This window comes from Streptomyces sp. YKOK-I1, assembly GCF_054660435.1.
The window spans coordinates 4,455,227-4,478,845 of record NZ_BAAGDR010000001.1 but is presented as its reverse complement, the minus strand read 5'-3'; the positions used below and the strand labels follow the sequence as shown (position 1 = coordinate 4,478,845).

The 23,619-nt window shown below is 72.2% G+C and carries 20 protein-coding genes and 1 pseudogene; 14 read left to right on the top strand and 7 right to left on the bottom strand.

Annotated features, from left to right (window positions below):
• Positions 1-147: 147 nt before the first annotated feature.
• The 3 genes from ACYQ8Q_RS19490 to ACYQ8Q_RS19480 all read right to left on the bottom strand — a co-directional run bounded on the left by ACYQ8Q_RS19490 (position 148) and on the right by ACYQ8Q_RS19480 (position 3,381).
• Positions 148-915, bottom strand: a complete 768-nt coding sequence (locus ACYQ8Q_RS19490) for a DUF2182 domain-containing protein (RefSeq protein ID WP_460066538.1) — start codon at positions 913-915, stop codon at positions 148-150.
• Positions 903-1,517, bottom strand: a complete 615-nt coding sequence (locus tag ACYQ8Q_RS19485; protein ID WP_460066536.1) for a DUF1326 domain-containing protein — start codon at positions 1,515-1,517, stop codon at positions 903-905. Before ACYQ8Q_RS19485 ends, ACYQ8Q_RS19490 begins: the two co-directional genes overlap by 13 nt.
• A gap of 79 nt (positions 1,518-1,596) precedes the next feature.
• The gene (locus ACYQ8Q_RS19480; RefSeq protein WP_460066535.1) at positions 1,597-3,381 is read right to left on the bottom strand and encodes a dolichyl-phosphate-mannose--protein mannosyltransferase; all 1,785 of its coding nucleotides are present in this window, start codon (positions 3,379-3,381) and stop codon (positions 1,597-1,599) included.
• 106 nt (positions 3,382-3,487) lie between these two features.
• On the opposite strand from ACYQ8Q_RS19480, the gene rsmI reads away from it, so the two are divergent.
• The 6 genes from rsmI to ACYQ8Q_RS19450 all read left to right on the top strand — a co-directional run bounded on the left by rsmI (position 3,488) and on the right by ACYQ8Q_RS19450 (position 9,301).
• Positions 3,488-4,360 (top strand): 16S rRNA (cytidine(1402)-2'-O)-methyltransferase, encoded by an 873-nt coding sequence (gene rsmI / locus ACYQ8Q_RS19475; protein ID WP_460066534.1) that lies wholly within the window; start codon positions 3,488-3,490, stop codon positions 4,358-4,360.
• Between the two features lie 246 nt (positions 4,361-4,606).
• Positions 4,607-5,005 (top strand): hypothetical protein, encoded by a 399-nt coding sequence (locus ACYQ8Q_RS19470; RefSeq protein WP_460066533.1) that lies wholly within the window; start codon positions 4,607-4,609, stop codon positions 5,003-5,005.
• A 74-nt stretch (positions 5,006-5,079) separates the two neighbouring features.
• On the top strand, positions 5,080-5,958 hold the full coding sequence (locus ACYQ8Q_RS19465) for a TatD family hydrolase (protein ID WP_460066531.1): 879 nt from the start codon (positions 5,080-5,082) through the stop codon (positions 5,956-5,958).
• A gap of 121 nt (positions 5,959-6,079) precedes the next feature.
• Complete coding sequence (locus tag ACYQ8Q_RS19460; RefSeq protein WP_460066529.1) at positions 6,080-7,459, top strand: ubiquitin-like domain-containing protein; 1,380 nt, start codon at positions 6,080-6,082, stop codon at positions 7,457-7,459.
• Between the two features lie 34 nt (positions 7,460-7,493).
• Complete coding sequence (gene rsmA, locus ACYQ8Q_RS19455) at positions 7,494-8,411, top strand: 16S rRNA (adenine(1518)-N(6)/adenine(1519)-N(6))-dimethyltransferase RsmA (protein WP_460066528.1); 918 nt, start codon at positions 7,494-7,496, stop codon at positions 8,409-8,411.
• Positions 8,408-9,301 (top strand): 4-(cytidine 5'-diphospho)-2-C-methyl-D-erythritol kinase, encoded by an 894-nt coding sequence (locus ACYQ8Q_RS19450; protein WP_460066526.1) that lies wholly within the window; start codon positions 8,408-8,410, stop codon positions 9,299-9,301. The genes rsmA and ACYQ8Q_RS19450 overlap by 4 nt, the downstream gene beginning before the upstream one ends.
• Before the next feature lie 14 nt (positions 9,302-9,315).
• Here the strand turns inward: ACYQ8Q_RS19450 and ACYQ8Q_RS19445 are convergent, their stop codons facing one another.
• Positions 9,316-9,909 (bottom strand): Uma2 family endonuclease, encoded by a 594-nt coding sequence (locus ACYQ8Q_RS19445; protein WP_460073406.1) that lies wholly within the window; start codon positions 9,907-9,909, stop codon positions 9,316-9,318.
• 157 nt (positions 9,910-10,066) lie between these two features.
• Between ACYQ8Q_RS19445 and ACYQ8Q_RS19440 the strand changes: the two genes are divergently transcribed.
• The 5 genes and pseudogenes from ACYQ8Q_RS19440 to ACYQ8Q_RS19420 form a co-directional block, all read left to right on the top strand.
• A complete protein-coding gene (locus tag ACYQ8Q_RS19440; protein ID WP_460066524.1) occupies positions 10,067-11,875 on the top strand; it encodes an ABC-F family ATP-binding cassette domain-containing protein in 1,809 nt (602 codons plus the stop codon).
• 169 nt (positions 11,876-12,044) lie between these two features.
• A complete protein-coding gene (locus tag ACYQ8Q_RS19435) occupies positions 12,045-13,748 on the top strand; it encodes an outer membrane protein assembly factor BamB family protein (RefSeq protein WP_460066523.1) in 1,704 nt (567 codons plus the stop codon).
• 238 nt (positions 13,749-13,986) lie between these two features.
• A complete protein-coding gene (locus ACYQ8Q_RS19430; protein WP_460066522.1) occupies positions 13,987-16,089 on the top strand; it encodes an outer membrane protein assembly factor BamB family protein in 2,103 nt (700 codons plus the stop codon).
• 258 nt (positions 16,090-16,347) lie between these two features.
• The gene (locus ACYQ8Q_RS19425; protein WP_460066521.1) at positions 16,348-17,049 is read left to right on the top strand and encodes a helix-turn-helix transcriptional regulator; all 702 of its coding nucleotides are present in this window, start codon (positions 16,348-16,350) and stop codon (positions 17,047-17,049) included.
• 37 nt (positions 17,050-17,086) lie between these two features.
• Positions 17,087-17,377: pseudogene (locus ACYQ8Q_RS19420) on the top strand (ABC transporter substrate-binding protein); the annotation flags it as partial.
• Between the two features lie 112 nt (positions 17,378-17,489).
• Here the strand turns inward: ACYQ8Q_RS19420 and ACYQ8Q_RS19415 are convergent.
• Entirely contained in the window at positions 17,490-17,858 is a 369-nt protein-coding gene (locus ACYQ8Q_RS19415; protein ID WP_460066519.1) for a hypothetical protein, read from the bottom strand.
• 53 nt (positions 17,859-17,911) lie between these two features.
• Positions 17,912-19,600 (bottom strand): sodium:solute symporter family protein, encoded by a 1,689-nt coding sequence (locus ACYQ8Q_RS19410; protein ID WP_460066516.1) that lies wholly within the window; start codon positions 19,598-19,600, stop codon positions 17,912-17,914.
• A 121-nt stretch (positions 19,601-19,721) separates the two neighbouring features.
• On the opposite strand from ACYQ8Q_RS19410, the gene galT reads away from it, so the two are divergent.
• Genes galT through galK form a run of 3 tightly spaced genes read left to right on the top strand, consistent with a single transcriptional unit; the run spans position 19,722 to position 22,917 of the window.
• Entirely contained in the window at positions 19,722-20,783 is a 1,062-nt protein-coding gene (gene galT / locus ACYQ8Q_RS19405) for a galactose-1-phosphate uridylyltransferase (RefSeq protein WP_460066514.1), read from the top strand.
• On the top strand, positions 20,780-21,742 hold the full coding sequence (gene galE / locus ACYQ8Q_RS19400; protein WP_460066511.1) for a UDP-glucose 4-epimerase GalE: 963 nt from the start codon (positions 20,780-20,782) through the stop codon (positions 21,740-21,742). The genes galT and galE overlap by 4 nt, the downstream gene beginning before the upstream one ends.
• Positions 21,742-22,917 carry a galactokinase gene (gene galK / locus ACYQ8Q_RS19395; protein WP_460066510.1) on the top strand — a complete coding sequence of 392 codons (1,176 nt, stop codon included), beginning with the start codon at positions 21,742-21,744 and terminating at the stop codon, positions 22,915-22,917. Before galE ends, galK begins: the two co-directional genes overlap by 1 nt.
• A 44-nt stretch (positions 22,918-22,961) precedes the next feature.
• Here galK and ACYQ8Q_RS19390 read toward each other — a convergent pair whose 3' ends face one another.
• Positions 22,962-23,417: a GNAT family N-acetyltransferase gene (locus ACYQ8Q_RS19390; RefSeq protein ID WP_460073404.1), complete on the bottom strand. Its 456-nt coding sequence runs from the start codon at positions 23,415-23,417 to the stop codon at positions 22,962-22,964.
• Positions 23,418-23,619: the final 202 nt, after the last annotated feature.

Sequence of the window (23,619 nt, the reverse complement as noted above, 5' to 3'; positions counted from 1 at the left end):
AACCTCTGCTCAGGCTCACAGTAAGCGGAAAGGGAGGTGTGCGGGACAACAGTTTCCGGAATCGTTAGCCCACGGTGCTCAATCACGTACGTGAACGTTGTTTGCCGATGAGGATGAAGGGGTGCGGCCTGTGGGCGCGGTCCGTCCTCACATCCCGCTCATGTCGCCGCCGGTGAGACCCGGCGCCAGGGCCGGGAACCAGAAGACGGCTACGGCCAGGGCGAGCGAGGCGATCCCCACGGTACGGGCCACCAGGTGGCCGGCCGGAGCGAGTTTCTCGGCGGTGATCACGGCGGCCAGGGCCACCATGGCCCACAGGTTCATCACGCCGAACGCCGCCAGCAGCACCATCAGCGACCAGCAGCAGCCCAGGCAGAAGGCCCCGTGGTGGGCTCCGGCCCGCAGATCGCGCGAGGCCCGCGGGTACGAGGCGTAGCGCAGCATCAGGCCGATCGGCGAACGGCACCTCGCCAGACAGCGGTCCTTGAGAGGCGTGAGCTGGTACACGCCGCTGACCGCGAACACGGCCGCGGCCACCGCCGTCCCCGCCGCGGAGGGAAGGTGCGCCGCCCGGCCGAGGCCGACGGCCAGCGCATACGCCGGCAGCCCGGCCGCGGCCCAGACGAGCAGGTAGGCGACCGTGAACACGACCATGCGGGGGGCCCGGTGCGCGGTGATGGTGCGGGCGTACAGGGCGGCGACAGGTGTCGTGGCGGGCAGCATCATCGCCGTCATCATCGCCGTCCACGCGCCCAGGAAGGCGGCCAGGCCGAGGCCCATGGTGCCGGGCATCGCCGGCATGCCGCCCCAGCGCGTCACCATCCAGACCCAGGCGGCGGCCGCCACGACCAGCAGCAGCCCGGCGGGGGCCACCCGGAGGCGGACGGCGACCGGCCCGCCGGTCAGCCGGACCATGTGAAGGGCGCCGCGTGTCCGTTGCCGCCCGTGAAGTCCCAGGACCGGCCGTACACGTCGTCGCCGGTCGCCCGGGTGGACCGGGCGACCGTCAGGGTGCTGTTCACCGGGTGGAACAGGCCCGTCAGGCGCATCACCGGACCGTCCTCGCCGAGCTGCGGGGCGACCTGGTCCTCGATCTCGATGTCGATGGCGTCGCCGACCCGCGCGGCGTGGCGGCGACCGTCGTCGCGGTAGTCGATGGGGACGCGCTCCACGCCGAGCACCTCGCCGATGAGCGGAGTGAGCCCCGCCATCGGCCCGCCCGCCTGGCCCGAGAAGACCTTGCCCAGCGCCTCCGCCTGGCTGTCGTCGGCCGAGGCGTCGACGTACAGCGCCACCTGCCAGCCGCCCTCGGCCATCACCCGCGGCCCGTCGACGAAGACGGCCACGTTGCGGTCGGAGACGTCGACGTCGTCCACGCTCCCGCTGTCCACGTGGAACGCGAAGGTCACCTGGCAGCGCTCGTGGTCGGCCGGTGCGGTGAGTCCCGAGGTGGTGCAGGGGCACACCACGTCGCAGTTGCAGCTCTCCAGGTACGTGCCGTTCAGATTCCAGGGCATGACGCTTCCTCCCTGTTCCGCGGCCCCCCTCCAGGCTATTCCCGACGACCCCCCTCGCGCAGATCCGCCGACGGCACGGCTAGACCCACGTATCGATCCACATCCGCGACCGCCACTGGTCGATCGGGATCGCCGTGCCCGTGAACAGGGGCCAGAAGTAGATGAAGTTCCAGGCGATCAGCAGGACCAGGACGCCCGCGCCGGTCGTGCCCGCCACGCGGCGGGTGTCCGAGGAGCCCGGGGGGCCGATGATCGCGCCGAGCATCATCGCCACCGCGAGGCACAGGAAGGGGAGGAAGACGACGGCGTAGAAGAAGAAGATCGTGCGCTCCTGGTACAGGAACCAGGGGAGGTAGCCGGCCGCGATGCCGCAGGCGATCGCGCCCGCGCGCCAGTCGCGGCGGAAGAGCCAGCGCCACAGCACGTAGAGCACCGCGAAGCAGGCGGCCCACCACAGCAGCGGGGTGCCGATCGCGAGGACCTCACGGGCGCACTTCTCGCCCGCGTCGACGGGGCAGCCGTCCGTGCCGGGGGACGGGGACTCGTAGAAGTAGGAGACCGGGCGGCCGAGGACCAGCCAGCTCCACGGGTTCGACTGGTAGTTGTGCGGCGAGGTGAGGTGGGTGTGGAACTCGTACACCTCGTGCTCGTAGTGCCACAGGCTCCGCAACCAGTCCGGGAACAGCCAGGTCCAGCTGCCGCCCTTGCCGTCGGTGGCCGCCCAGTTGCGGTAGTAGCCGCCCGAACCGTCGCTCGGGGAGAGGATCCAGCCCGTCCAGGAGACCAGGTAGGTGACCAGGGCGACGGGGATCGTCGCGAGGAAGGTCAGGCCCGTGTCGTGCCGCAGGACCGCCCGGTAGGGCTGGCGGGCGCCCGCCACCCGGCGTGAGCCCACGTCCCAGAGCAGGGTCATCAGGAGGAACGCGGCCATGATGTACAGCGTGTTCCACTTGGTGCCGAGGGCCAGGCCGAACATCAGCCCCGCCGCCCAGCGCCAGGGGCGCAGCCCGAGGCGCGTGGTCTCGGCGATGTGCGCGTCCGGGCGGATCCGGCCGTCCACGTCCGGTGGCAGGGCCGCGGCGAGCCGCGCCCGGGCCCAGTCGCGGTCGAGCACCAGACAGCCGAACGCCGCCAGCACGAAGAACATCAGCACCCCGTCGAGCAGCGAGGTGCGGCTCATCACGAAGGCCAGCCCGTCCACCGCCATCAGCGCGCCCGCGAGACAGCCGAGGAAGGTGGAGCGGAAGATGCGGCGGCCGATCCGGCACAGCAGCAGCACGGACAGCGTGCCCAGCAGCGCCGTCATGAAGCGCCAGCCGAACGGATCGAACCCGAAGATCAGCTCGCCCAGCCCGATGACGTACTTGCCGGCCGGCGGATGCACGACGTACGCCGCGTCGGTGGGGACGGCGACATGGCCGCCCGAGGAGAGGACGAGGTCGTTGGCGTTCTTGTCCCAGTTGACCTCGAACCCGCGGTGGACGAGCGCCCACGCGTCCTTGGCGTAGTACGTCTCGTCGAATATCACCTTCTTCGGGTTGCCCAGGTTCCAGAACCGCATGACGCCCGCGACCAGCGTGACCAGCAGCGGACCGCCCCAGCCCGACCAGCGCGCGATCCGGTCCGCCCACACCGGCGGCAGCCCCAGCGTCTGCCACAGCCGGGGACTGGGCCGTGTGTACGGCGGCACCAGCCGCGCCCGGACATCGGCCGCGGGCTCGGCCGCGTACCCGAAACGGCGCAGCCGCTCCCGCCACGACGAGGGCCGCCGGTCGTGCGGGCCGTCGTACGCCGTCGCTGCGGGCCGGTGGTCAGTGGAGCCCGTGGAGCCCGTGGAGTCCATGGAGGACGCGGTACTGGTCACCGCGCCATCGTAGGGAACAGGGCTGTGTGAGTCCCGTGCATGGGTCCAGTCGGCCGGTCATGCCGGGCGTCACTGCGGGCACACGGCGCCTGCGAGGATGGGGAACGTGACAGACACGCCCGCTCTCGCGCCCGGAACCCTCGTCCTCGCCGGCACCCCCATCGGCGACGTCTCCGACGCCCCGCCGCGGCTCGCCGAGGAGCTGGCCGGCGCCGATGTCGTCGCCGCCGAGGACACCCGGCGGCTGCGCCGGCTGACCCAGGCCCTCGGGGTGACGCCCAAGGGGCGGATCGTGTCGTACTTCGAGGGCAACGAGTCGGCCCGTACGCCCGAGCTGGTCGAGGACCTGCTGGGCGGCGCGCGCGTGCTGCTCGTCACCGACGCGGGCATGCCGTCGGTCTCCGACCCGGGCTACCGGCTGGTCGCCGCGGCCGTCGAGCGGGACATCCGGGTCACCGCCGTGCCCGGCCCGTCCGCCGTGCTCACCGCGCTCGCCCTGTCCGGGCTGCCCGTCGACCGGTTCTGCTTCGAGGGGTTCCTGCCGAGGAAGGCGGGGGAGCGGCTGTCGCGGCTGCGGGAGGTCGCCGAGGAGCGGCGCACCCTCGTCTACTTCGAGGCCCCGCACCGCCTCGACGACACCCTCGCCGCGATGGCCGAGGTGTTCGGCGCGGACCGGCGGGCCGCGGTCTGCCGTGAGCTGACCAAGACGTACGAGGAGGTCAGGCGCGGTCCGCTGGGCGAGCTGGCCGAGTGGGCGGCCGAGGGGGTGCGCGGGGAGATCACCGTCGTTGTCTCCGGTGCGCCCGAGCGCGGCCCCGAGGAGCTCGACGCGGCGGAGCTGGTGCGGCGGGTGCGGGTGCGCGAGGAGGCGGGGGAGCGCCGCAAGGAGGCCATCGCGGCGGTCGCGGCGGAGGCGGGACTGCCCAAGCGCGAGGTGTTCGACGCGGTGGTGGCGGCGAAGAACGCGGGAGGTCTGTGACACCCCGGGAGCCGGGTGTGTCGTACCGCTGATCGCTTCTGTGAACACGCTCACACTGCCTCTGAGCAGGGCGCATGTCGGATGAGCGTGCGCCCCATGTGCGGGCAAAGAGGGCGGGGGCTTGTGGCAAGGGACGCCCAAATCGGCTTCAACACTGCACAGATCTGGTGCCTTTCGGCCGGTGCGAGGCATCCACTGGATGACGGGACGTGACACGTCCCTCCAGCGGACAAACAGGAGCTGTCCATGAGTGAGATCACAGGGCAGACCGGCCTTCGCAACGGGGCGACCGGCGTGGTCAACGAGTCGTATTCCTTCGCCTGCATGCGCTGCGGGCACGGCTGGGAGCAGTCGTACGCGATAGAGCACCACATCGACGCCGGCGGGCACGAGTTCGTGCAGTACGTGGCGGACGGGCGCGTCGTGCCGTCCCCGCTGAGCCGGCCCGCGTGCCAGAACTGCGACGGTCACGTGGTGCGCATCATGCGGGCCGGACAGGTGTCGTCGGTGCAGGGCGCGGCCCGCCGCTCCCGCCCGGTGCCCCCGGCGGGACCGGTGGAGGTGCCCGAGGTGCCGGCGCAGACCAGGGAACCCCACCACTGGCACCTGTCCGACCTTCTGCACCCCTTCCGCAAGGCGAGCTGAGCGCGCCGCCCGCCCCGGTCCGCGCGGGCGGAGCGCGGGCCGGGGCGGGCGAGCCCCTTCCGTAGGATCGGGGCATGCCTTCCTCCAGCGACAAGAACGCGGCGCCGCCGCTGCCGGAGCCCCTGCGGGTGCCGGTCGCCGACTCCCACACCCACCTCGACATGCAGTCCGGCACGGTGGCGGAGGGCCTCGCGAAGGCCGCGTCGGTCGGGGTCACCACGGTCGTCCAGGTCGGCTGCGACATCAAGGGCTCCCGCTGGGCGGCCGACACGGCGGCGGCGTACGAGAACGTCCACGCGGCCGTCGCCCTGCACCCCAACGAGGCGCCGCGCATCGTGCACGGTGACCCCGACGGTTGGTCCCGGCAGGGCGCGCGCGAGCCGGGGGGCGCGGCGGCGCTCGACGAGGCGCTCGCCGAGATCGACCGCCTGGCCGCACTGGGGCACGTCAAGGCCGTCGGCGAGACCGGCCTCGACCACTTCCGCACCGGCCCCGGGGGCAAGGAGGCGCAGGAGCGTTCCTTCCGCGCCCACATCGAGATCGCCAAGCGGCACGGCAAGGCTCTCGTCATCCACGACCGCGACGCCCACGAAGACGTCCTGCGGGTCCTGAAGGAGGAGGGCGCCCCCGAGCGGACCGTCTTCCACTGCTACTCCGGGGACGCCGGGATGGCGGAGATCTGCGCCCGCGCCGGGTACTACATGTCCTTCGCCGGCAACGTCACCTTCAAGAACGCCCAGCATCTGCGCGACGCCCTCGCCGTCGCCCCCCTGGAGCTGGTCCTGGTCGAGACCGACGCCCCCTTCCTCACCCCGGCCCCCTACCGAGGGCGGCCCAACGCGCCCTACCTGATCCCCGTCACGGTGCGCGCCATGGCCGCCGTACGGGACCTCGACGAGGACACCCTGGCGACGGCACTCGCCGCCAACACCGCACGCGCGTTCGGTTACTGAACCGGCCGCCGCGTCACCCGAACACAACGCTGGGTAGCTGCGCCGCTTTGGAGAGTGACCGCCTCTCCGCTAGGTTCTGGGGGCCCGATCTGGACCCCCAGGACCCCTGGAGCATGTCGGCGTGAGCAACTCGCAGCAGTACTACGAGCCCTACGGCGGCGGCGACACGTACGTCGACCTGCACAACGCGGAGACCGTCGCCCACGGCGTGTACACGGGCCCCGAGACCGGTCACGCCCCGGGCCGGCCGCCGTACGACGACACCTACCGGCCCGCCTACGAGGCGCCCCGGCCCCCGGACACGCTCCGGCTGCCGGGGCCGTTCCTGCCCCAGCAGGGCGCCCCGGTGCCCGCGGAGGAGGGACGGCGGGCCGCGCGCCGACGCCGGGCACGGCCCGCCGACCGCCCCGACTCCGCCCTGCGCCGGCTGCTCCCGCAGGCCCTCGTCGTCGCCTTCCTGGCCGGCGGCACCACCGCGTTCGTCGCCGAGGACAAGGCGGTCGAGCTGACCGTCGACGGCAAGGCGCGCACCCTGCACACCTTCGCCGACGACGTCACCGAACTGCTGGCCGAAGAGGGCGTGCCGGTCGGCGCGCACGACGTCGTGGCGCCCGCCCCCGGCACGGCCCTCACCAGCGGCGACGAGATCGAGGTGCGGTACGGGCGGCCCGTACGGCTCACCCTGGACGGCCACCGCCACGACGTGTGGACGACCGCGCGCACGGTGGAGGCGGCCCTGGAACAGTTCGGGGTGCGCGCGGACGGCGCGTACCTCTCCCTGGCGCGCACCCGGCGCATCGGGCGAGAGGGACTCGCGCTGGACGTGCGCACCGAGCGCTCCGTGACCGTCCTGGCCGACGGCCGGGCCCGCACCATCCGCACCAACACGGCGACCGTGCGCGAGGCCGTCGAACAGGCCGGGATCACCCTGCACGGCGAGGACACCACCTCCGTGCCGCCCGGCAGCTTCCCGCGCGACGGGCAGACGGTGACCGTGCTGCGGATCACCGGGAGCAAGGAGGTGCGTGAGGAGCCGATCCCGTTCGCGGTACGGCGCACCGAGGACCCGTCCCTCTTCCGGGGCACGGAGGTCGTCGAACGGGCCGGACAGCCCGGGCTGCGGCGCATCACCTATGCCCTGCGCACCGTCAACGGGGTGCGGCAGAAGCCCCGCCGGACCGGCACCGAGGTGGTGCGCCCGCCCCGGGACCAGGTGGTCAAGGTCGGCACGAAACCGCTGCCGACGTCGGCACGGGGGGCCGACGGGCTGAACTGGCAGGGGCTCGCGGCCTGCGAGTCCGGCGGCCGGCCCGACGCGGTCGACCCGTCGGGGACGTACGGCGGGCTGTACCAGTTCGACCGCCTGACCTGGCAGGCCCTCGGCGGCAGCGGAAGCCCCCAGGACGCACCGGCGGCGGAACAGACCCTCCGCGCGAAGAAGCTCTACGTACGCCGGGGCGCGAGCCCCTGGCCGCACTGCGGGGCACGGCTGCACGGGTGAGGGACCGCCCGCCGGGCCCCCGTACCCTTGTCCCGTGAGCAGCCCCACCCCCGACGCCCTCCTCGGTCCCGCCGACATCCGTGAACTCGCGGCGGTCCTCGGTGTGCGTCCCACCAAGCAGCGCGGCCAGAACTTCGTGATCGACGCGAACACGGTCCGCCGTATCGTCCGTACCGCACAGGTCCGCCCCGACGACGTGGTCGTCGAGGTCGGCCCGGGGCTCGGCTCCCTCACGCTGGCCCTGCTGGAGGTCGCCGACCGGGTCACCGCCGTCGAGATCGACGACGTCCTGGCCGGCGCGCTCCCCGCGACGATCACGGCGCGCATGCCGGAGCGCGCCGACCGGTTCGCGCTGGTGCACTCCGACGCGATGCACGTCACCGAGCTGCCCGGCCCGGCCCCGACCGCGCTGGTCGCGAACCTCCCCTACAACGTGGCCGTGCCCGTCCTGCTGCACATGCTCGCCACCTTCCCGAGCATCGACCGCACCCTGGTGATGGTCCAGTCCGAGGTCGCCGACCGCCTCGCCGCCGCGCCCGGCTCGAAGGTGTACGGCGTCCCGTCCGTCAAGGCCAACTGGTACGCCGAGGTCAAGCGGGCCGGTGCCATCGGCCGCAATGTCTTCTGGCCCGCCCCGAACGTCGACAGCGGGCTCGTCTCGCTCGTCCGCCGCACCGAGCCGCTCAGGACCGAGGCGTCCAGGGCGGAGGTGTTCGCCGTCGTCGACGCGGCCTTCGCCCAGCGCCGCAAGACCCTGCGCGCGGCGCTCGCCGGCTGGGCGGGTTCGGCGGCGGCGGCCGAGGCGGCGCTGGTCGCGGCCGGGGTGTCCCCGCAGGCGCGCGGCGAGTCGCTGACCGTCGAGGAGTTCGCCCGCATCGCCGAGAACAAGGTCGCCGAGAACAAGGTCGCCGAGAACAAGGTCGCCGAGAACAAGCAGGAGAACCCAGCGTGAGCGTCACCGTCCGCGTGCCCGCCAAGGTCAACGTCCAGCTCGCGGTCGGCGCCGCGCGCGCGGACGGCTTCCACGACCTGGCGAACGTGTTCCTGGCCGTCGGCCTGTACGACGAGATCACGGTGACCCCGGCCGACGAACTCCGTGTCACCTGCGAGGGCCCGGACGCCGCCCAGGTCCCCCTGGACCGGACGAACCTCGCCGCCCGCGCGGCGCTCGCCCTCGCCGAGCGCTACGACCGCGACCCCCGCGTCCACGTCCACATCGCCAAGGACATCCCGGTGGCCGGCGGTATGGCGGGCGGCAGCGCGGACGGCGCGGGCGCGCTGCTGGCCTGCGACACGCTGTGGGGCATCGGCGCGCCCCGCGGTGAACTCCTCGACATCTGCGCCGAGCTGGGCAGTGACGTCCCGTTCAGCCTGGTCGGCGGGGCGGCCCTCGGTACCGGGCGCGGCGAGAAGCTGACGCCGCTGGAGGTGGGCGGCACCTTCCCCTGGGTGTTCGCGATGGCGGAGCGGGGGCTGTCGACGCCGGCCGTGTTCCGTGAGTTCGACTGTCTCGCCGAGGGCCGGGACATCCCCGAACCGGTCGCCTCCGAGGCCCTCCTCGAGGCCCTGGCCGCCGGTGACCCCGACGCGCTCGCCGCCACCGTCTCCAACGACCTCCAGCCGGCGGCCCTCTCCCTCTTCCCCGAACTGGCCGACACACTGGCGGCGGGACGCGGGGCGGGCGCACTGGCGGCGCTGGTCTCGGGCTCCGGCCCGACGACGGCCTTCCTGGTGCGTGACCCGGATGCGGCCGGGACGGTGGCCGAGGCCCTGCGCGCCTCCGGCACCTGCCGCACGGTCCGCGTGGCGACGGCGCCGACGGCGGGGGCGACGGTGCTCTGAGGGGCGGTGCCGCCTCAGAGTTCGTCGATGGCGGCCAGGTCGATGTCGATGTCATACGGCACGCTGAGCTTGACGTGGTCGTGGTAGATGCCGGTCAGCGCATAGGTGCCGGTGACCTCACCGCGTTCGTAGACCTGGACGGCCGGCCGTCCGTCCAGGCCCGCCATCTCGACCAGCCAGAAGTGCGGGATGCCCGCCGCCGCGTACTTCTGCGGTTTGGCGTTGCGGTCGCGAGCCTCGGAATCCGGTGAGACGACCTCGATGGCGAGCAGGACGTCGGCGACTTTGTAGTACGTCTGATCCCAGCTCTTGACCGCTTCCGCGCGGACCACGGAGACGTCCGGCTCAGGGCCGTTGCGGCGGTCGATGACGACGGTCATCTCCCGGCGGACTTTCAGCTCTGGTGGTGCTGTGCGGCGCAACGCGTTCACCAGCAGGTCGATGACAATGCTGTGGAAGTCCCGCTGGGCACTCACGAAAACCAGGCTCCCGTCGATCAACTCTGTGTGCGGCGGGAGATCCGGCAGCGTGAACAGGTCGTCCACGGTCCAGCCGCCCTGCGGCGGCACCGGCCACTGGACGGGGTCCTGCGCGGACTCGGCGGTCATGGTTCCTCCCATGGACGGGATCCTGCTGCCTGCTGTCAACGGTAGCGGCCCGTTCCCGATCACGTCATCACAAAGAGTGACGAACCCCTCGCGCCCCGTCCCTCACCCGGCAGGCCCTACGCTAGAAGGCTGACCGACCCCCATGCGCAGGAGAGAAATGGCCGTCAACCTGGTCAATGTCGAGAACGTCAGCAAGGTGTACGGCACCCGTGCCCTCCTCGACGGCATCTCGCTCGGCGTGTCCGAAGGGGACCGGATCGGGGTCGTGGGCCGCAACGGCGACGGCAAGACCACCCTGATCCGGATGCTCGCCAAGCTGGAGGAGGCCGACTCCGGGCGGGTCACCCACTCCGGCGGGCTGCGCATGGGCGTCCTCACCCAGCACGACTCCCTCGACCCGGCCGCGACCGTGCGGCACGAGGTCATCCGGGACATGGCCGACCACGAGTGGGCGGGCAACGCCAAGGTCAGGGATGTGCTGACGGGCCTGTTCGGCGGCCTCGACCTGCCCGGGTTCCCGCAGGGGCTCGACACCGTCATCGGACCGCTCTCCGGCGGTGAGCGCCGCCGGATCGCGCTCGCCAAGCTGCTCATCGAGGAACAGGACATGATCGTCCTCGACGAGCCGACGAACCACCTCGACGTCGAGGGCATCTCCTGGCTCGCCCGCCACCTGCAGGCCCGCCGCTCGGCGCTCGTGTGCGTCACCCACGACCGCTGGTTCCTCGACCAGGTCTGCACGCGCATGTGGGACGTCCAGCGCGGTGACGTCCACGAGTACGAGGGCGGCTACTCCGACTACGTCTTCGCGCGCGCGGAGCGCGAGCGGATCGCCGCGACCGAGGAGGTCAAGCGGCAGAACCTGGTCCGCAAGGAGCTGGCCTGGCTGCGCCGCGGCGCCCCCGCCCGCACCTCGAAGCCGCGCTTCCGCGTCGAGGCCGCCAACGAGCTGATCAAGGACGTGCCGCCGCCCCGGGACAGCAGCGAGCTGATGAAGTTCGCGTCCTCGCGGCTCGGCAGGACGGTGTTCGACCTGGAGGACGTGTCCGTCCAGGCCGGCCCCAAGGTGCTGCTCAAGCACGTCACCTGGCAGCTCGGCCCCGGCGACCGCATCGGCCTGGTCGGCGTCAACGGCGCCGGCAAGACCTCCCTGCTGCGTGCCATGGCCGAGGCGTGGCGCACCGAGGGCGAGACGCAGCCCGCGGGCGGCCGGGTCGCCGTCGGCAAGACCGTGAAGCTCGCCTACCTCTCCCAGGAGGTCGGCGAACTCGACCCGAACCTGCGGGTCCTGGAGGCCGTCCAGCGGGTGCGCGAGCGCGTCGACCTCGGCAAGGGGCGCGAGATGACGGCGGGCCAGCTGTGCGAGACGTTCGGCTTCAACAAGGAGAAGCAGTGGACGCCGGTCGGCGACCTCTCCGGCGGTGAGCGGCGCCGGCTCCAGCTGCTGCGGCTGCTGATGGACGAGCCGAACGTCCTCTTCCTCGACGAGCCCACCAACGACCTCGACATCGAGACCCTCACCCAGCTCGAGGACGTCCTCGACGGCTGGCCCGGCTCGATGATCGTCATCTCCCACGACCGGTTCTTCGTCGAGCGCACCACCGACCGGGTGTTCGCCCTCCTCGGCGACGCCACCCTGCGGATGCTGCCGCGCGGCATCGACGAGTACCTGGAGCGCCGGGCGCGCATGGAGGAGGCCGCGGCCGCCTCCGCCCCGGCGGCCGCGCCGAAGCCGGCCACGACCGAGAAGAGCGCCGCCGACCAGCGCGCCGCCAAGAAGGAACTCCAGCGGATCGAACGCCAGTTGGACAAGATCTCGGAGCGGGAGGCCAAGCTGCACGCCCTGATCGCCGACCACGCCACCGACTTCGCGAAGGTCGCCGAACTCGACGCGGAGCTGCGCGGGCTGGCCGGTGAGCGGGAGGACCTGGAGCTGCGCTGGCTGGAACTCGCCGAGGACGTCTAGCACTTCGACACGCGCGCGTGGACCCCGTGAAGGGGGCGTGAAGGCGCATAACAAGGGCATCACGGGCCGGTCCTCCCTTGGGAACAGGGGTGGATCCGGCCCGATTTGGCGTCCGCGCCGGGTGATACAAAGGGCTGGCCAAAAATCAGTGACAAGGGGGAACATGCTGATGGCCCAGCCGCCTGATCAGCCGCCGCAGCAGGGCGGTTTCGGAGCACCGCAGATGCCGCCCCAGCCGCAGGACGCGCCCGGGTACGGCTATCCGCAGCAGGCAGGGCCCTACGGCCCGCCGGCCGCACCGGGACCGTACGGGCAGCCCCAGCCGCAGGGGCCGTACGGACCTCCCCAGCCGTACGGGCCGTACGGGCAGCCGGGACCCTACGGGCAGCAGCCCCAGCCGGGCTACGGCCCTCCCCCCGGCACCCCGCCGCCCGGCCCCGGCGCGCGGGGCCCCTTCAAGGGGCGCCCCGCGATGGTCGTGGCCGCCGCGGTCGCCGCGCTCCTGGTGATCGGCGGGGTCGTGTTCGCGGTCACCAGGAGCGGCGACGACGGCAGGAAGCCGGTCGCCGACGCGAGCGAGGACCACAAGGGCGCGAGCGACAGCCCCGTCAACCCCGGGGACGGCAGCGGGGACGGCGGCACCGACCCGCAGGACCTCAACGAAGGCCGCAAGGCGGGCGAGGCCAAGGTGCTCTGGTACAAGGAGGCACCGGACGCGCCCGCCGACGGCGCCGACGCACCCGGCATGTGGATCACCTCCAAGGTGGCGGCGAAGGCGGCGTACAAGGAGGTCGTGGGGTACACCGTCGGCGACGGCAAACCGGCCTGGGACCCGGTGACGTTCCCCCAGAAGATCTGCTCGGTCACCCAGGACAGGACGGCCGACGACAAGATCGTCGTCGCGTACATGAGCGGGGTCAGCGACCGCGCCCAGTGCAACCGGCTCCAGCAGATCGACCTCGCCACCGGCGCCGAGGGCTGGACCGCCAAGGTCGCGGACGGGCAGCTCTTCGACAGCGTCGGCAGCGACATCGGGCTGTCCCTCGCCGGGAACACGCTGGTCGTGGGCCGCTCGCAGTCCGGGGTGGCGTACGACGCCCGCACCGGCAAGAAGCTGTACGACATCGAGAAGTACGGCGACTCCTGCTTCCCGAAGGCGTTCGCGGGCGGGGCCCGGCTGGTCATGGTGGCGTCCTGCGCCGCGCTGAAGGCCGACGAGCACGTCGAGCTCCAGGAGCTGGACCCGGCCACCGGCAAGGCGAAGTGGACCCGCAAGCTCGACAAGGGCTGGGAGGTCGAGCGGGTGTACTCCCTCGACCCGCTCGTCGTCTACAGCACCAACGACGACAAGAACAGCTGGAACATCTCGACGTTCAAGGCGGACGGCACCTTCCGTTCGCAGGTCGGCGTCGACGAGGACTTCGATCCGCAGTGCGGCTGGGCGCTCTTCGACAGCGACCTCACCGGCTGCCTGGGCACGGCGGTCGACGCGAACACGCTCTACCTGCCCACCGACGCGAGCGGCTCCGCCAACGAGATCGTCGCGATCGACCTCTCCACCGGCAAGGAGAAGTGGCGCGTGAAGTCGCCCACCGACGAGCCGATGGCGCCGATGACGACCGGGAGCGGCAAGCTCGTGGCGTACGTCGAGCCGTCCTCCGACGCGGGCGGGCGGGTGGTGTCGATCCCGACGGCCGGATCCGCGCACACCCCGACGACGCTGCTGCAGATGCCCACGGGCACGGTCGACCTCGAGGACGGCTTCTCGAGCGGCGACCGCGCCTGGGCCGACGGCCGGCTCTACCTCTCCTCCACCCAGCTGACCGGCGAGGACGACGGGAAGGAGAAGCTGATGCTCGCCTACGGCAAGTGAGCGGATCCCCACCACGCCCTTTCCGTCCCGTCGTCCCCAGCGCTTCGCCGAGCGTTCCGCCTCCGCCGAGGAAACCCACACCATGACCCAGCCGCCGCCCCCACCCCCGAACCAGCCCCCGCAACAGGGCGCTTTCGGCCCGCCCGAGCCGCCACAGGACACGGCCCCGCAGGACGCCGCACCGCAGGCACCCGCGCCTCAGGACGCCGTAGCACAGGGGCCCGTGCCCCATGCGCCCGTGCCCCATGCGCCCGCGCCGCACGACGCCGCGCCGCAGGCGCCCGCGCCCGAAGGCGTCCCGCCGTTCCGGCCGCCGGCGCCGCCGCCCGCCCCGCCCGGGGGCCCGCAGCTCAGCCGGTCGCCCGGGGGTCCCCTGCCGCACCAGGCACCCGTCGCGGACCAGCTCCGGAAGCCCGCCGAGGCGGCCCAGGCGGCCCAGGCCCAGCCGGCCCAAACTCCGCAGCCGCAGCCGCAGCCGCAGCCGCAGCCGCAGCCGCAGCCGCAGCCGCAGCCGCAGCCTGGCTATGGTCAGCCGCAGCCCGGTTACGGTCAGCCGACGACCCCGCAGTCGCAGCCCGGTTACGGGTATCCGGCCGCCGCGCCGCAGCCGCCCCCGCCTCAGCCCGGCTACGGCTACCCCGGAGCCCCGCCGGCCGCGCAGACCCCCCAGCCCCCTCACACTCCCCAGCCCCCGCAGCCCCAGCCCGGTTACGGGTATCCGGCCGCCGCGCCCCAGCCCCCGCAGCCCCAGCCGGGCTACGGGTACCCCGGGGCCGCTCCCCAGCAGCCGTCGCCGTACGGGGCCCCGGGCCCCTACGGGCAGCAGCCCGGCTACGGCTACCCCGGGCAGCCGATGACCGTGCCGATGCAGCCGCACGCGCCCGCCGCCCCGGCCGGCGGGCGGAGGATGAACGCCTCGACGGTGATCATCGTCGCGGCGGTCGCGGCGATCGCGCTGATCATCGGCGGTGGGGTGTGGTACTCGAAGTCCTCCGGCGGCGGAGGCGGAGGCGGGCAGGACGGCCCCACGGCCTCCGGCGGCACCGGTGGCGGCGACGACAAGGGCGGGGTCGCCAAGGGCAGTGAGAAGGTGCCCTCCGACCCGGGCGCCAAGGCCCTCTTCCAGCTGCCGATGCCCACCGTCGCCAAGGACGACAGCGTGGCCGTGGACGGCTCCTGGCTGACCGACACGGCGTATGTGAAGAGCGGGGTCGCCGAGATCGTCGGCTACGACCGCGACAAGGGCACGAAGCTGTGGACGGTGAAGCTGCCCGGCCCGGTGTGCGCGGCCAGCCGCCAGACCGACGACGACGGCCGCACCGCGATCGTCTTCCAGCCGAAGATGCCCCCGAAGGACTCCACGGCCGGCTGCACCCAGGTCGCGGCGATCGACCTGAACGCGGGCAAACAGCTGTGGACGAAGACGGTCGACTCCGGTGACGCCCCGATCGACTTCGACAACGTCACGGTCAGCGCGAACACGGTCGCCGTGGGCAGCACCGACGGCGGTGCCGCCTTCGACATCACGAGCGGCAAGGTGCTGTGGTCGCCCAAGACCTCCGACACCTGCTACGACGCCGGCTACGGCGGCGGCGCCAAGCTGGTCGCGGTGCGCAAGTGCGGTGCGTACGACGCTCCGCAGCTGCACATCCAGACGATCGACCCGGTCTCCGGGAAGGTGCTCTCCGAGTACAAGATGGCCACCGACATCGAGTACGCCGGCGTGGTCTCGACGGACCCGCTGGTCGTGGCCGCCGACGTCGGCGACAGCGCCGGGGACGGCAGCGGCATCTCGGACTTCTTCTCCATCGACAACAGGACCGGCGAGCTGCGCACCCGGATCTCCGCGCCCGGCGACGAGTACGCGGCCGAGTGCGACAGCATCGACACACCCGAGGCCTGCACGGGCCTGACCGTCGGCAACGACCGGCTGTACGTCGCGACCGAGGAGCGCGACGACAACGGCGACGGCGCCCGCGGCAACTCGATCGTCGCCTTCGACCTCGCCACCGGCAAGCAGACCGGCCAGCGCGCCGACTCCGGCACCGACTACACGCTCTTCCCGCTGCGGATGGACGGCGGCAACGTGCTCGCCTACAAGGAGCCGCCGTACGACAAGGGCGGACAGGTCGTCAGCATCGACGGCGGCTCGTTCAAGGAGACCACGCTGCTGGAGAACACGGACTCGGAGGACGCCCGGGAGATGGAGAGCGACATGTCCCCCGAGTACTCGGAGATCCTGTACGCCGACGGCCGCCTGTATCTGGCGGACACCTACGCCGACGCCGGCACCGGCGGCGACAAGGGGTACCTGGCGGTCGCGTTCGGCACCTCCGGCTGAGCCGCCGCGGCCCGTCCGGACGCACGGCCCCGCCCCTGCTCAGGGGCGGGGCCGTGCACTTACCGCTCATCACCCTCGAATGCGAGGAATTTCGACGATCCGGGGCACTTCTCGCCGGTAGGGGGAGCGCAACGTCGAACAAGCGTGTAGCTTCCGGGGGCATGAAGAACGGGGTGCCGGGGGGCACCTTTTGTCTGTTGTGACAGTTCTGCTGTGTTCCGTCTTGTTGTGTTCCGTGGGGGGACTGGGGGGTTGCCGATGGGAGTGCGGCTGATGGTGGTCGACGACCACCGACTGCTCGCCGAGGCGCTGGCCTCGGCGCTGAAGCTGCGGGGGCACCGGGTGCTCGCCGCGGCGGCGCCGGCCGCGGGAGCGGCGGAGCTGGTGATCACCCGGGCGCCGGAGGTGTGCCTGCTCGGGACGGCGGCCCCCGCCGAGCCGGGCATCTTCGACCCGGTGGTCCGGATCAAGCGGGAGCGTCCGCAGGTGGCGGTCCTGGTCCTCGGGCCGGTGCCCAGCCCCCGGGGCATCGCCGCCGCGTTCGCCGCGGGCGCCTCCGGCTATGTGCGCCACGACGAGCGCATCGAGGGCGTCGAGCGGGCCATCATGAAGGCGCGGGCGGGCGAGGCCGCGGTCGCCCCGCAGCTCCTCCAGGGCGCCTTCGGCGAACTCCTCAACCCCGCCGCCCAGCCGGACGACGAGGGCCAGCGGCTCCTGCAGATGCTCACCCCGCGCGAGGTCGAGGTCCTGGTCCGGGTCGCCGACGGCGAGGACACCCGTCTCATCGCCGCCGGCATGGGCATCGCCCCCTCCACGGCCCGCACCCATGTCCAGCGTGTCCTCATGAAACTCGGCGTCGGCTCCCGGCTGGAGGCGGCGGCCCTGGCCGCCCGCACCGGCCTGCTCGACCGCGCGGCCCCCCTCGGCCCCGACCGCCAGACCGCCGACCCGGCGCCCTAGGTGTATTGACCCGCAGGGTTGTTTACACGGCTGATCGGTGGCTGGCCGCCGGGCGTTCCCGACGAGCACCGCCGCCCTGTCCGCCTCCCTCGCGGTCTGCGGCGGCCCGCCCTCCACCGACGACACCGGCGCCGGCGGCCCCGACCGCACCCCGACCGCCGTGATCGGCTACGGCAACGACGGCAGCCGGGACCCGACCCGCACCGCGTCCGCCTTCGCCACCGCCGCGCACGCCCACCTCTGCGAGGGGCTCGTCGACACCGACCCGGTCACCCGCGCCCCCTGCCCCGCCCTCGCGCCCCGGCTGCCCGCCGACCCCGCGGCCACTCTGCGCGGCGTCATCGACGGCCCGGCGACGGCCGAGCCCCAGATCCCGCTGTCCCCCGAGGAGACCGAAGGGGTGGCCGGGTACCTGGCGGGGGCGGGGCTGCTCCGGCGGTTCATTCTCCGGGCGTGTTCTGGGGGGCCGGCAGCGGCGGGGCCGGGGCCGATGCCGGGCGCAGCCACAGCCACACCAGGAAGAAGACGCCGAGGGCCAGCATCCCGAGGCCGGTCCAGAGGTTGATGTTGATGCCCTGGGCCTTGTCGATCTCGGCGTCGCTGTCGGTCAGGCCGGTCAGCGTGAGGATGACGCCGTACAGGACGAACAGGCCGCCGATGATGCGGCGCAGGTCGAAGATGCGGGCCGCGGTCGTAGACTGCTGCTCCAGCTCGGTGATCTCGCGCTGGAGCTCGGCCTCGGAGTACCCGGCGTGCCGCAGCCGCTCGGCGGCCTCGTGGCGTTCCTCGGGTTCGAAGTGCTCGGACATGGTCTCTCCAGTCTCCCGCGTACGGCGCTCTGCCGCGGGCGGCGCGAACGGGCTCAGAACGAGAACGGGATGTAGCAGGCCGCCGCCAGGATCACGGCCCCCCAGCCGAGCAGCGCGGGCCTGCGGTACCAGGCGTCGTCGCCGGCCGCGGGGGGTTCGGCCATGCCGGGGGAGCGGGTGCCGTAGACCAGGCCCTGGAGCTCCTCGTCGGGCTTGGGCGCGGTGAACAGCGAGACCGCCACCATGACGACCGCCCCGGCCACGAATCCGGCGATCGCGGAGACGAAGTTCGCGCCCTGGTCGGTGGGGATGCCGATGACGTCCTGCTTGTAGAGGACGAAGTAGTTGACCATCGCCGCGGTGGTGCCGGCGAGCAGGCCCCAGAAGCCCGACTTCATCGACGCCCGCTTCCAGAACATCCCGATGATGAAGACCACGAACATGGGGACGTTGAAGAAGGAGAACAGCGTCTGGAGGTAGCTCATGATGTTGGAGAAGGACGAGGCCAGGAAGGCCGTCCCGACCGAGGCGGCGACCCCGATCGCGGTGATCAGCCGGCCGAAGCGGACGTAGTAGGCGTCCTCGCGGTCCCGGACGACGTACTTCGCCCAGATGTCGGTCGTGAACACGGTGTTGAAGGAGGAGACGTTGGCCGCCATGCCGGCCATGAAGGCCGCCAGCAGTCCGGTCACGGCGATGCCGAGCACCCCGTTGGGCAGCAGGTCCTGCATCAGGTACGGGATGGCGTCGTTGTACTGGTAGCCCGAGTCCTCGGTGCCGAAGCCCGGCACCAGGGCCGCCGCGACCAGCCCCGGGATCATCACCAGGAAGACGATGAAGATCTTGGGGTACGCCGCGATGAGCGGCGTCCGCTGGGCGGCCGAGAGGTTCCTCGCCGACAGGGCGCGCTGGACCTCGGCGAAGTTCGTCGTCCAGTAGCCGAAGGAGAGGACGAAGCCGAGGCCGAGGACGATCGTGAGCCAGTTCGCGCCCAGCGGGTTCGCGCTGCCGATGCCGGTGCCGCCCCAGGCGGTGACGAAGTCGTCCCCGTGGGTGGCGGTCAGCTTGTCCGTCAGGCCGTCCCAGCCGTCCACCCGCTTCAGGGCGAGCACCGACAGCGGGATCAGCGCGGACAGGATCACGAAGAACTGGAGCACCTCGTTGTAGATCGCCGAGGACAGGCCGCCCAGGGTGATGTAGGCGAGGACGAAGAAGCCCGCGACCACGATGGCCACCCACTGCGGCCAGCCCAGCAGGGCCTCGACGACGATCGCCAGCGCGTAGAGGTTGACGCCCGCGATGAGGATCGCCGCGAAGGCGAAGAGGGCCGAGCTGAGCAGATGGGCGCCCCGGTCGAAGCGCAGGAGCAGGAACTCGGGCACCGAGCGGACCTTGCTGCCGTAGTAGAACGGCATCATCACCAGGCCCAGGAACACCATCGCCGGGATGGCGCCGATCCAGTACCAGTGCACGGTGTAGGCGCCGTACTGGGCGCTGTTCGCGGCCATGCCGAGGATCTCGGTGGCGGCGAGGTTGGCCGAGATGAAGGCGAGGCCGGTGATCCAGGCGGGCAGCGAGCGCCCGGAGAGGAAGAAGTCGAGGCTGGTGCGCACCGACTTGCGGGCGGCGAAGCCGATGCCCAGGACGACGACGAAGTAGATGCCGAGGATCGTGTAGTCGAGCACGTTCGTGGGGAGTCGCAGCTCGGCTGCCAGCCGCACGGGGTCTGTGGGGGTCTGCATCCGTAGCTCACCTTGTCTGGTGGTCTTTGTTTGGTTGTGGGGGGTTACTTCCCGCGCGTGTTTATGTTTTTATGTGTTCGGTTCTGTTTGATGGGTACTTACTTGGCAATGGAGAGTCGCGGTGAAGAAGACCTCGACCCGGCTGGCCGACGGTCGTGAGCTGATCTACTACGACCTGCGGGACGACTCGGTGCGCGACGCGGTGGACCGGCGTCCGCTGGACCCGACGGTCACCACTTCGGAGGTACGCCGGGACCCGCTGCTGGGCGACTCGGTCGCGATCGCCTCGCACCGGCAGGGGCGCATCTACCACCCGCCGGCCGACGAATGCCCCCTGTGCCCCTCCCAGGGCGAGCGGCTCAGCGAGATCCCGGACTCGTCGTACGACGCCGTCGTCTTCGAGAACCGCTTCCCCTCCCTGGCCGGCGACTCCGGGAGGTGCGAGGTCGTCTGCTTCACCTCCGACCACAACGCGTCCTTCGCCGACCTCACCGAGGAGCAGGCGCGCCTCGTCCTCGACGCGTGGACGGACCGGACCTCCGAGCTGTCGCATCTGCCCTCCGTCGACCAGGTGTTCTGCTTCGAGAACCGGGGTGCCGAGATCGGGGTGACCCTGGGTCACCCGCACGGGCAGATCTACGCCTACCCGTTCACCACCCCCCGGACCGCCCTGATGCTGCGTTCGGTCGCCGCGCACAAGGAGGCCACCGGCGGGGAGAACCTCTTCGACGCCGTGCTGGAGCGTGAACTCGCCGGCGAGCGGGTCGTCCTGGAGGGTGAACACTGGGTCGCCTTCGTGCCGTACGCGGCGCACTGGCCGTACGAGGTGCACCTGTACCCCCGGCGGCGGGTGCCCGACCTGCTCGCGCTCGACGAGGAGGCCCGCACAGAGTTCCCCCAGGTCTACCTGGAACTCTTGAGGCGCTTCGACCGTATCTTCGGTGAAGGTGAACCGCCCACGCCCTACATCGCCGCCTGGCACCAGGCGCCGTTCGGCGCGCTGGAGGAGTTCGACGGCGTCAACCGCGACGACTTCGCCCTCCACCTCGAGCTTTTCACCATCCGCCGGACGTCCGGCAAGCTGAAGTTCCTCGCGGGCTCCGAGTCCGGCATGAACGTCTTCATCAACGACGTGCCACCGGAGCGCGCGGCCGAGCGACTGCGAGAGGTAGCGAGTTCATGAAGTACCTGGTGACCGGAGGGGCCGGCTACGTCGGCGGCGTCGTCGCCCAGCACCTGCTGGAGGCGGGCCACGAGGTCGTCGTCCTCGACAACCTCTCCACCGGCTTCCGCGAGGGCGTCCCCGCCGGCGCCGCCTTCGTCGAGGGCGACATCCGCGACGCCGCCAAGTGGCTCGACGCCTCCTTCGACGCCGTGCTGCACTTCGCCGCGTCCTCGCAGGTCGGCGAGTCCGTCGTGAAGCCCGAGAAGTACTGGGACAACAACGTCGGCGGCACCATGGCCCTGCTCGCCGCGATGCGCGAGGCCGGCGTGCGCAAGCTCGTCTTCTCCTCCACCGCCGCCACCTACGGCGAGCCCGAGCAGGTCCCGATCGTCGAGACCGCGCCGACGAAGCCCACCAACCCCTACGGGGCCACCAAGCTCGCCGTCGACCACATGATCACCGGCGAGGCGGCGGCGCACGGCCTGGGCGCGGTCTCCCTGCGCTACTTCAACGTCGCGGGCGCGTACGGGTCGTACGGCGAGCGCCACGACCCCGAGTCGCACCTCATCCCGCTCGTCCTCCAGGTCGCCCAGGGCCGCCGCGAGGCCATCTCCGTCTACGGCGACGACTACCCGACCCCCGACGGCACCTGCGTACGCGACTACATCCACGTCGCCGACCTCGCCGAGGCCCACCTCCTCGCCGTCGCCGCCGCCACCCCGGGCGAGCACCTCATCTGCAACCTGGGCAACGGCAACGGCTTCTCGGTCCGAGAGGTGATCGAGACCGTCCGGGAGGTCACCGGCCACCCGATCCCCGAGGTCGTGGCCCCCCGCCGGGGCGGCGACCCGGCCGTCCTGGTCGCCTCCGCGGCCACCGCCCGCGAGAAGCTGGGCTGGAACCCGTCCCGCGCGGACCTCGCCGGAATCGTCGCGGACGCCTGGCGGTTCGCGCAGCACATCGCAAGGGAGCAGTAGTGGGGGCAGCAGTGGCGGCACAGGAAGTGCGCGCGGCGTTCGCCGGGCTGTACGGCGCCGAGCCCGACGGGGTGTGGGCCGCGCCCGGCCGCGTCAACCTCATCGGTGAGCACACCGACTACAACGACGGCTTCGTGATGCCCTTCGCGCTGCCGCACCAGGCGCTCGCCGCGGTCTCCCGCCGCGAGGACGGCCGTCTGCGCCTGCACTCCTCCGACATCGAGGGCGGTGTCGCCGAGCTCCGCCTCGACGACCTCGTCCCGGAGTCCGACGAGGGCTGGACGGCGTACCCGGCCGGGGTCGTCTGGGCGCTGCGCGAGGCCGGCCACCCGGTCACCGGCGCCGACATCCATCTGACCTCGACGGTCCCGACCGGCGCGGGCCTGTCCTCGTCGGCGGCGATCGAGGTCGTCGTGGCCCTCGCCCTGAACGACCTCTACGAGCTGGGCCTGCAGCGCTGGCAGCTCGCCCGCCTGTGCCAGCGCGCGGAGAACGTCTACGTCGGCGCCCCCACCGGGATCATGGACCAGACGGCCTCGGCCTGCTGCGAGGAGGGCCACGCCCTCTTCCTCGACACCCGCGACCTCTCCCAGAAGCAGATCCCGCTCGACCTCGCGGCCGAGGGGATGCGGCTGCTGGTCGTGGACACCCAGGTCAAGCACTCCCACAGCACCGGCGAGTACGGCAAGCGCCGCGAGGGCTGCGAGAAGGGCGCCGCCCTGCTCGGCGTCGACGCGCTGCGGGACATCCCGTACGACGGCCTGGACGCGGCCCTCGCCCGGCTCGGCGACGCGGAGGAGATCCAGGAGGTCCGCCGTCTGGTCCGGCACGTCGTCACCGAGGACGCGCGCGTCGAACGCACGGTCGCCCTGCTGGAGGCCGGGGACACCCGCGCCGTCGGCCCGGTCCTCACCGAGGGCCATGCCTCCCTGCGCGACGACTTCCGGGTCTCCTGCCCCGAGCTGGACCTGGTCGTCGACACCGCCGTCGCCCACGGTGCCCTCGGCGCCCGGATGACCGGCGGCGGCTTCGGCGGCTCCGCGATCGTCCTCACCGACGCCACCGAGGTCGACACCCTCACCAAGGCGATCGAGGAAGCCTTCGCGGCGGCCGGCCACACGGCTCCCCGCGTCTTCGAGGCGGTCCCGTCGGCGGGGGCGCGCCGCCTGATCTGACCGGCCGTCCGGAAAGAGCAGGGGTGGGACGGGACGCTCCCGTCTCACCCCAGCCGTTTCGTCAGCGTGTACTCCGTGATCCCCGGCGGATAGTCCTCGATCACGCACACCACCTCGTAGCCCAGGCGCCGGTAGAAGTCCGGCGCCTGGAAGTCCCAGGTCTCCAGACGCACGTGACGGCAGCCGCGTTCCTCGACGGCGACCCGTTCCGCCTCGGCGAGGAGGCGGCTGCCGAGCCCGGTGCCGCGGTGGCGTTCGTCGACCCAGAGGTAGGCGACGTGCAGCCAGGTCGTCCAGGTGTGCCCGACCAGCCCGCCCACGAGGTCACCGGCCGCGTCCGAGACCCACACGTGCAACGCGGTCTCCCGCTCGGCCCGGGTACCGCGCAGCGCCCGCAGGACGGGGGAGGCCGCCGTGTTGGTGTCGCGGAGCCGCGAGCGAAGAAGATCGCGCCTCGTGCTGTCGACTTCTGTCTCAAGACGAAACATGCGGCACACCATAAACGCCCTGGCCAACCAGTTCTGCGTTTTTCCTTCCGCTCCCCGCCCACAGCCCTACCCTGATGAACAGCACCGGTGGGGGCCGGTGCCGATCAGGGGGCGAGACAGTCGGGTACGACGCCCGGAGTCGGGGTAGCAGTCTCTGCACGGCGGCGGCCGTGCGGTGACCCGTATCCCCTCCGGGCGTCGCACCCGCGCCGGT

What these genes read in the sequence shown, in the direction of transcription:
- ACYQ8Q_RS19490 (WP_460066538.1), bottom strand. Translation starts at nt 915, where the DNA reads ATGGTCCGGCTGACCGGCGGGCCGGTCGCCGTCCGCCTCCGGGTGGCC.
- ACYQ8Q_RS19485 (WP_460066536.1), bottom strand. Translation starts at nt 1,517, where the DNA reads ATGCCCTGGAATCTGAACGGCACGTACCTGGAGAGCTGCAACTGCGAC.
- ACYQ8Q_RS19470 (WP_460066533.1), top strand. Translation starts at nt 4,607, where the DNA reads ATGAGTGAGATCACAGGGCAGACCGGCCTTCGCAACGGGGCGACCGGC.
- ACYQ8Q_RS19465 (WP_460066531.1), top strand. Translation starts at nt 5,080, where the DNA reads ATGCCTTCCTCCAGCGACAAGAACGCGGCGCCGCCGCTGCCGGAGCCC.
- ACYQ8Q_RS19445 (WP_460073406.1), bottom strand. Translation starts at nt 9,909, where the DNA reads ATGACCGCCGAGTCCGCGCAGGACCCCGTCCAGTGGCCGGTGCCGCCG.
- ACYQ8Q_RS19440 (WP_460066524.1), top strand. Translation starts at nt 10,067, where the DNA reads ATGGCCGTCAACCTGGTCAATGTCGAGAACGTCAGCAAGGTGTACGGC.
- ACYQ8Q_RS19435 (WP_460066523.1), top strand. Translation starts at nt 12,045, where the DNA reads ATGGCCCAGCCGCCTGATCAGCCGCCGCAGCAGGGCGGTTTCGGAGCA.
- ACYQ8Q_RS19425 (WP_460066521.1), top strand. Translation starts at nt 16,348, where the DNA reads ATGGGAGTGCGGCTGATGGTGGTCGACGACCACCGACTGCTCGCCGAG.
- ACYQ8Q_RS19415 (WP_460066519.1), bottom strand. Translation starts at nt 17,858, where the DNA reads ATGTCCGAGCACTTCGAACCCGAGGAACGCCACGAGGCCGCCGAGCGG.
- ACYQ8Q_RS19410 (WP_460066516.1), bottom strand. Translation starts at nt 19,600, where the DNA reads ATGCAGACCCCCACAGACCCCGTGCGGCTGGCAGCCGAGCTGCGACTC.
- galE (WP_460066511.1), top strand. Translation starts at nt 20,780, where the DNA reads ATGAAGTACCTGGTGACCGGAGGGGCCGGCTACGTCGGCGGCGTCGTC.
- ACYQ8Q_RS19390 (WP_460073404.1), bottom strand. Translation starts at nt 23,417, where the DNA reads ATGGTGTGCCGCATGTTTCGTCTTGAGACAGAAGTCGACAGCACGAGG.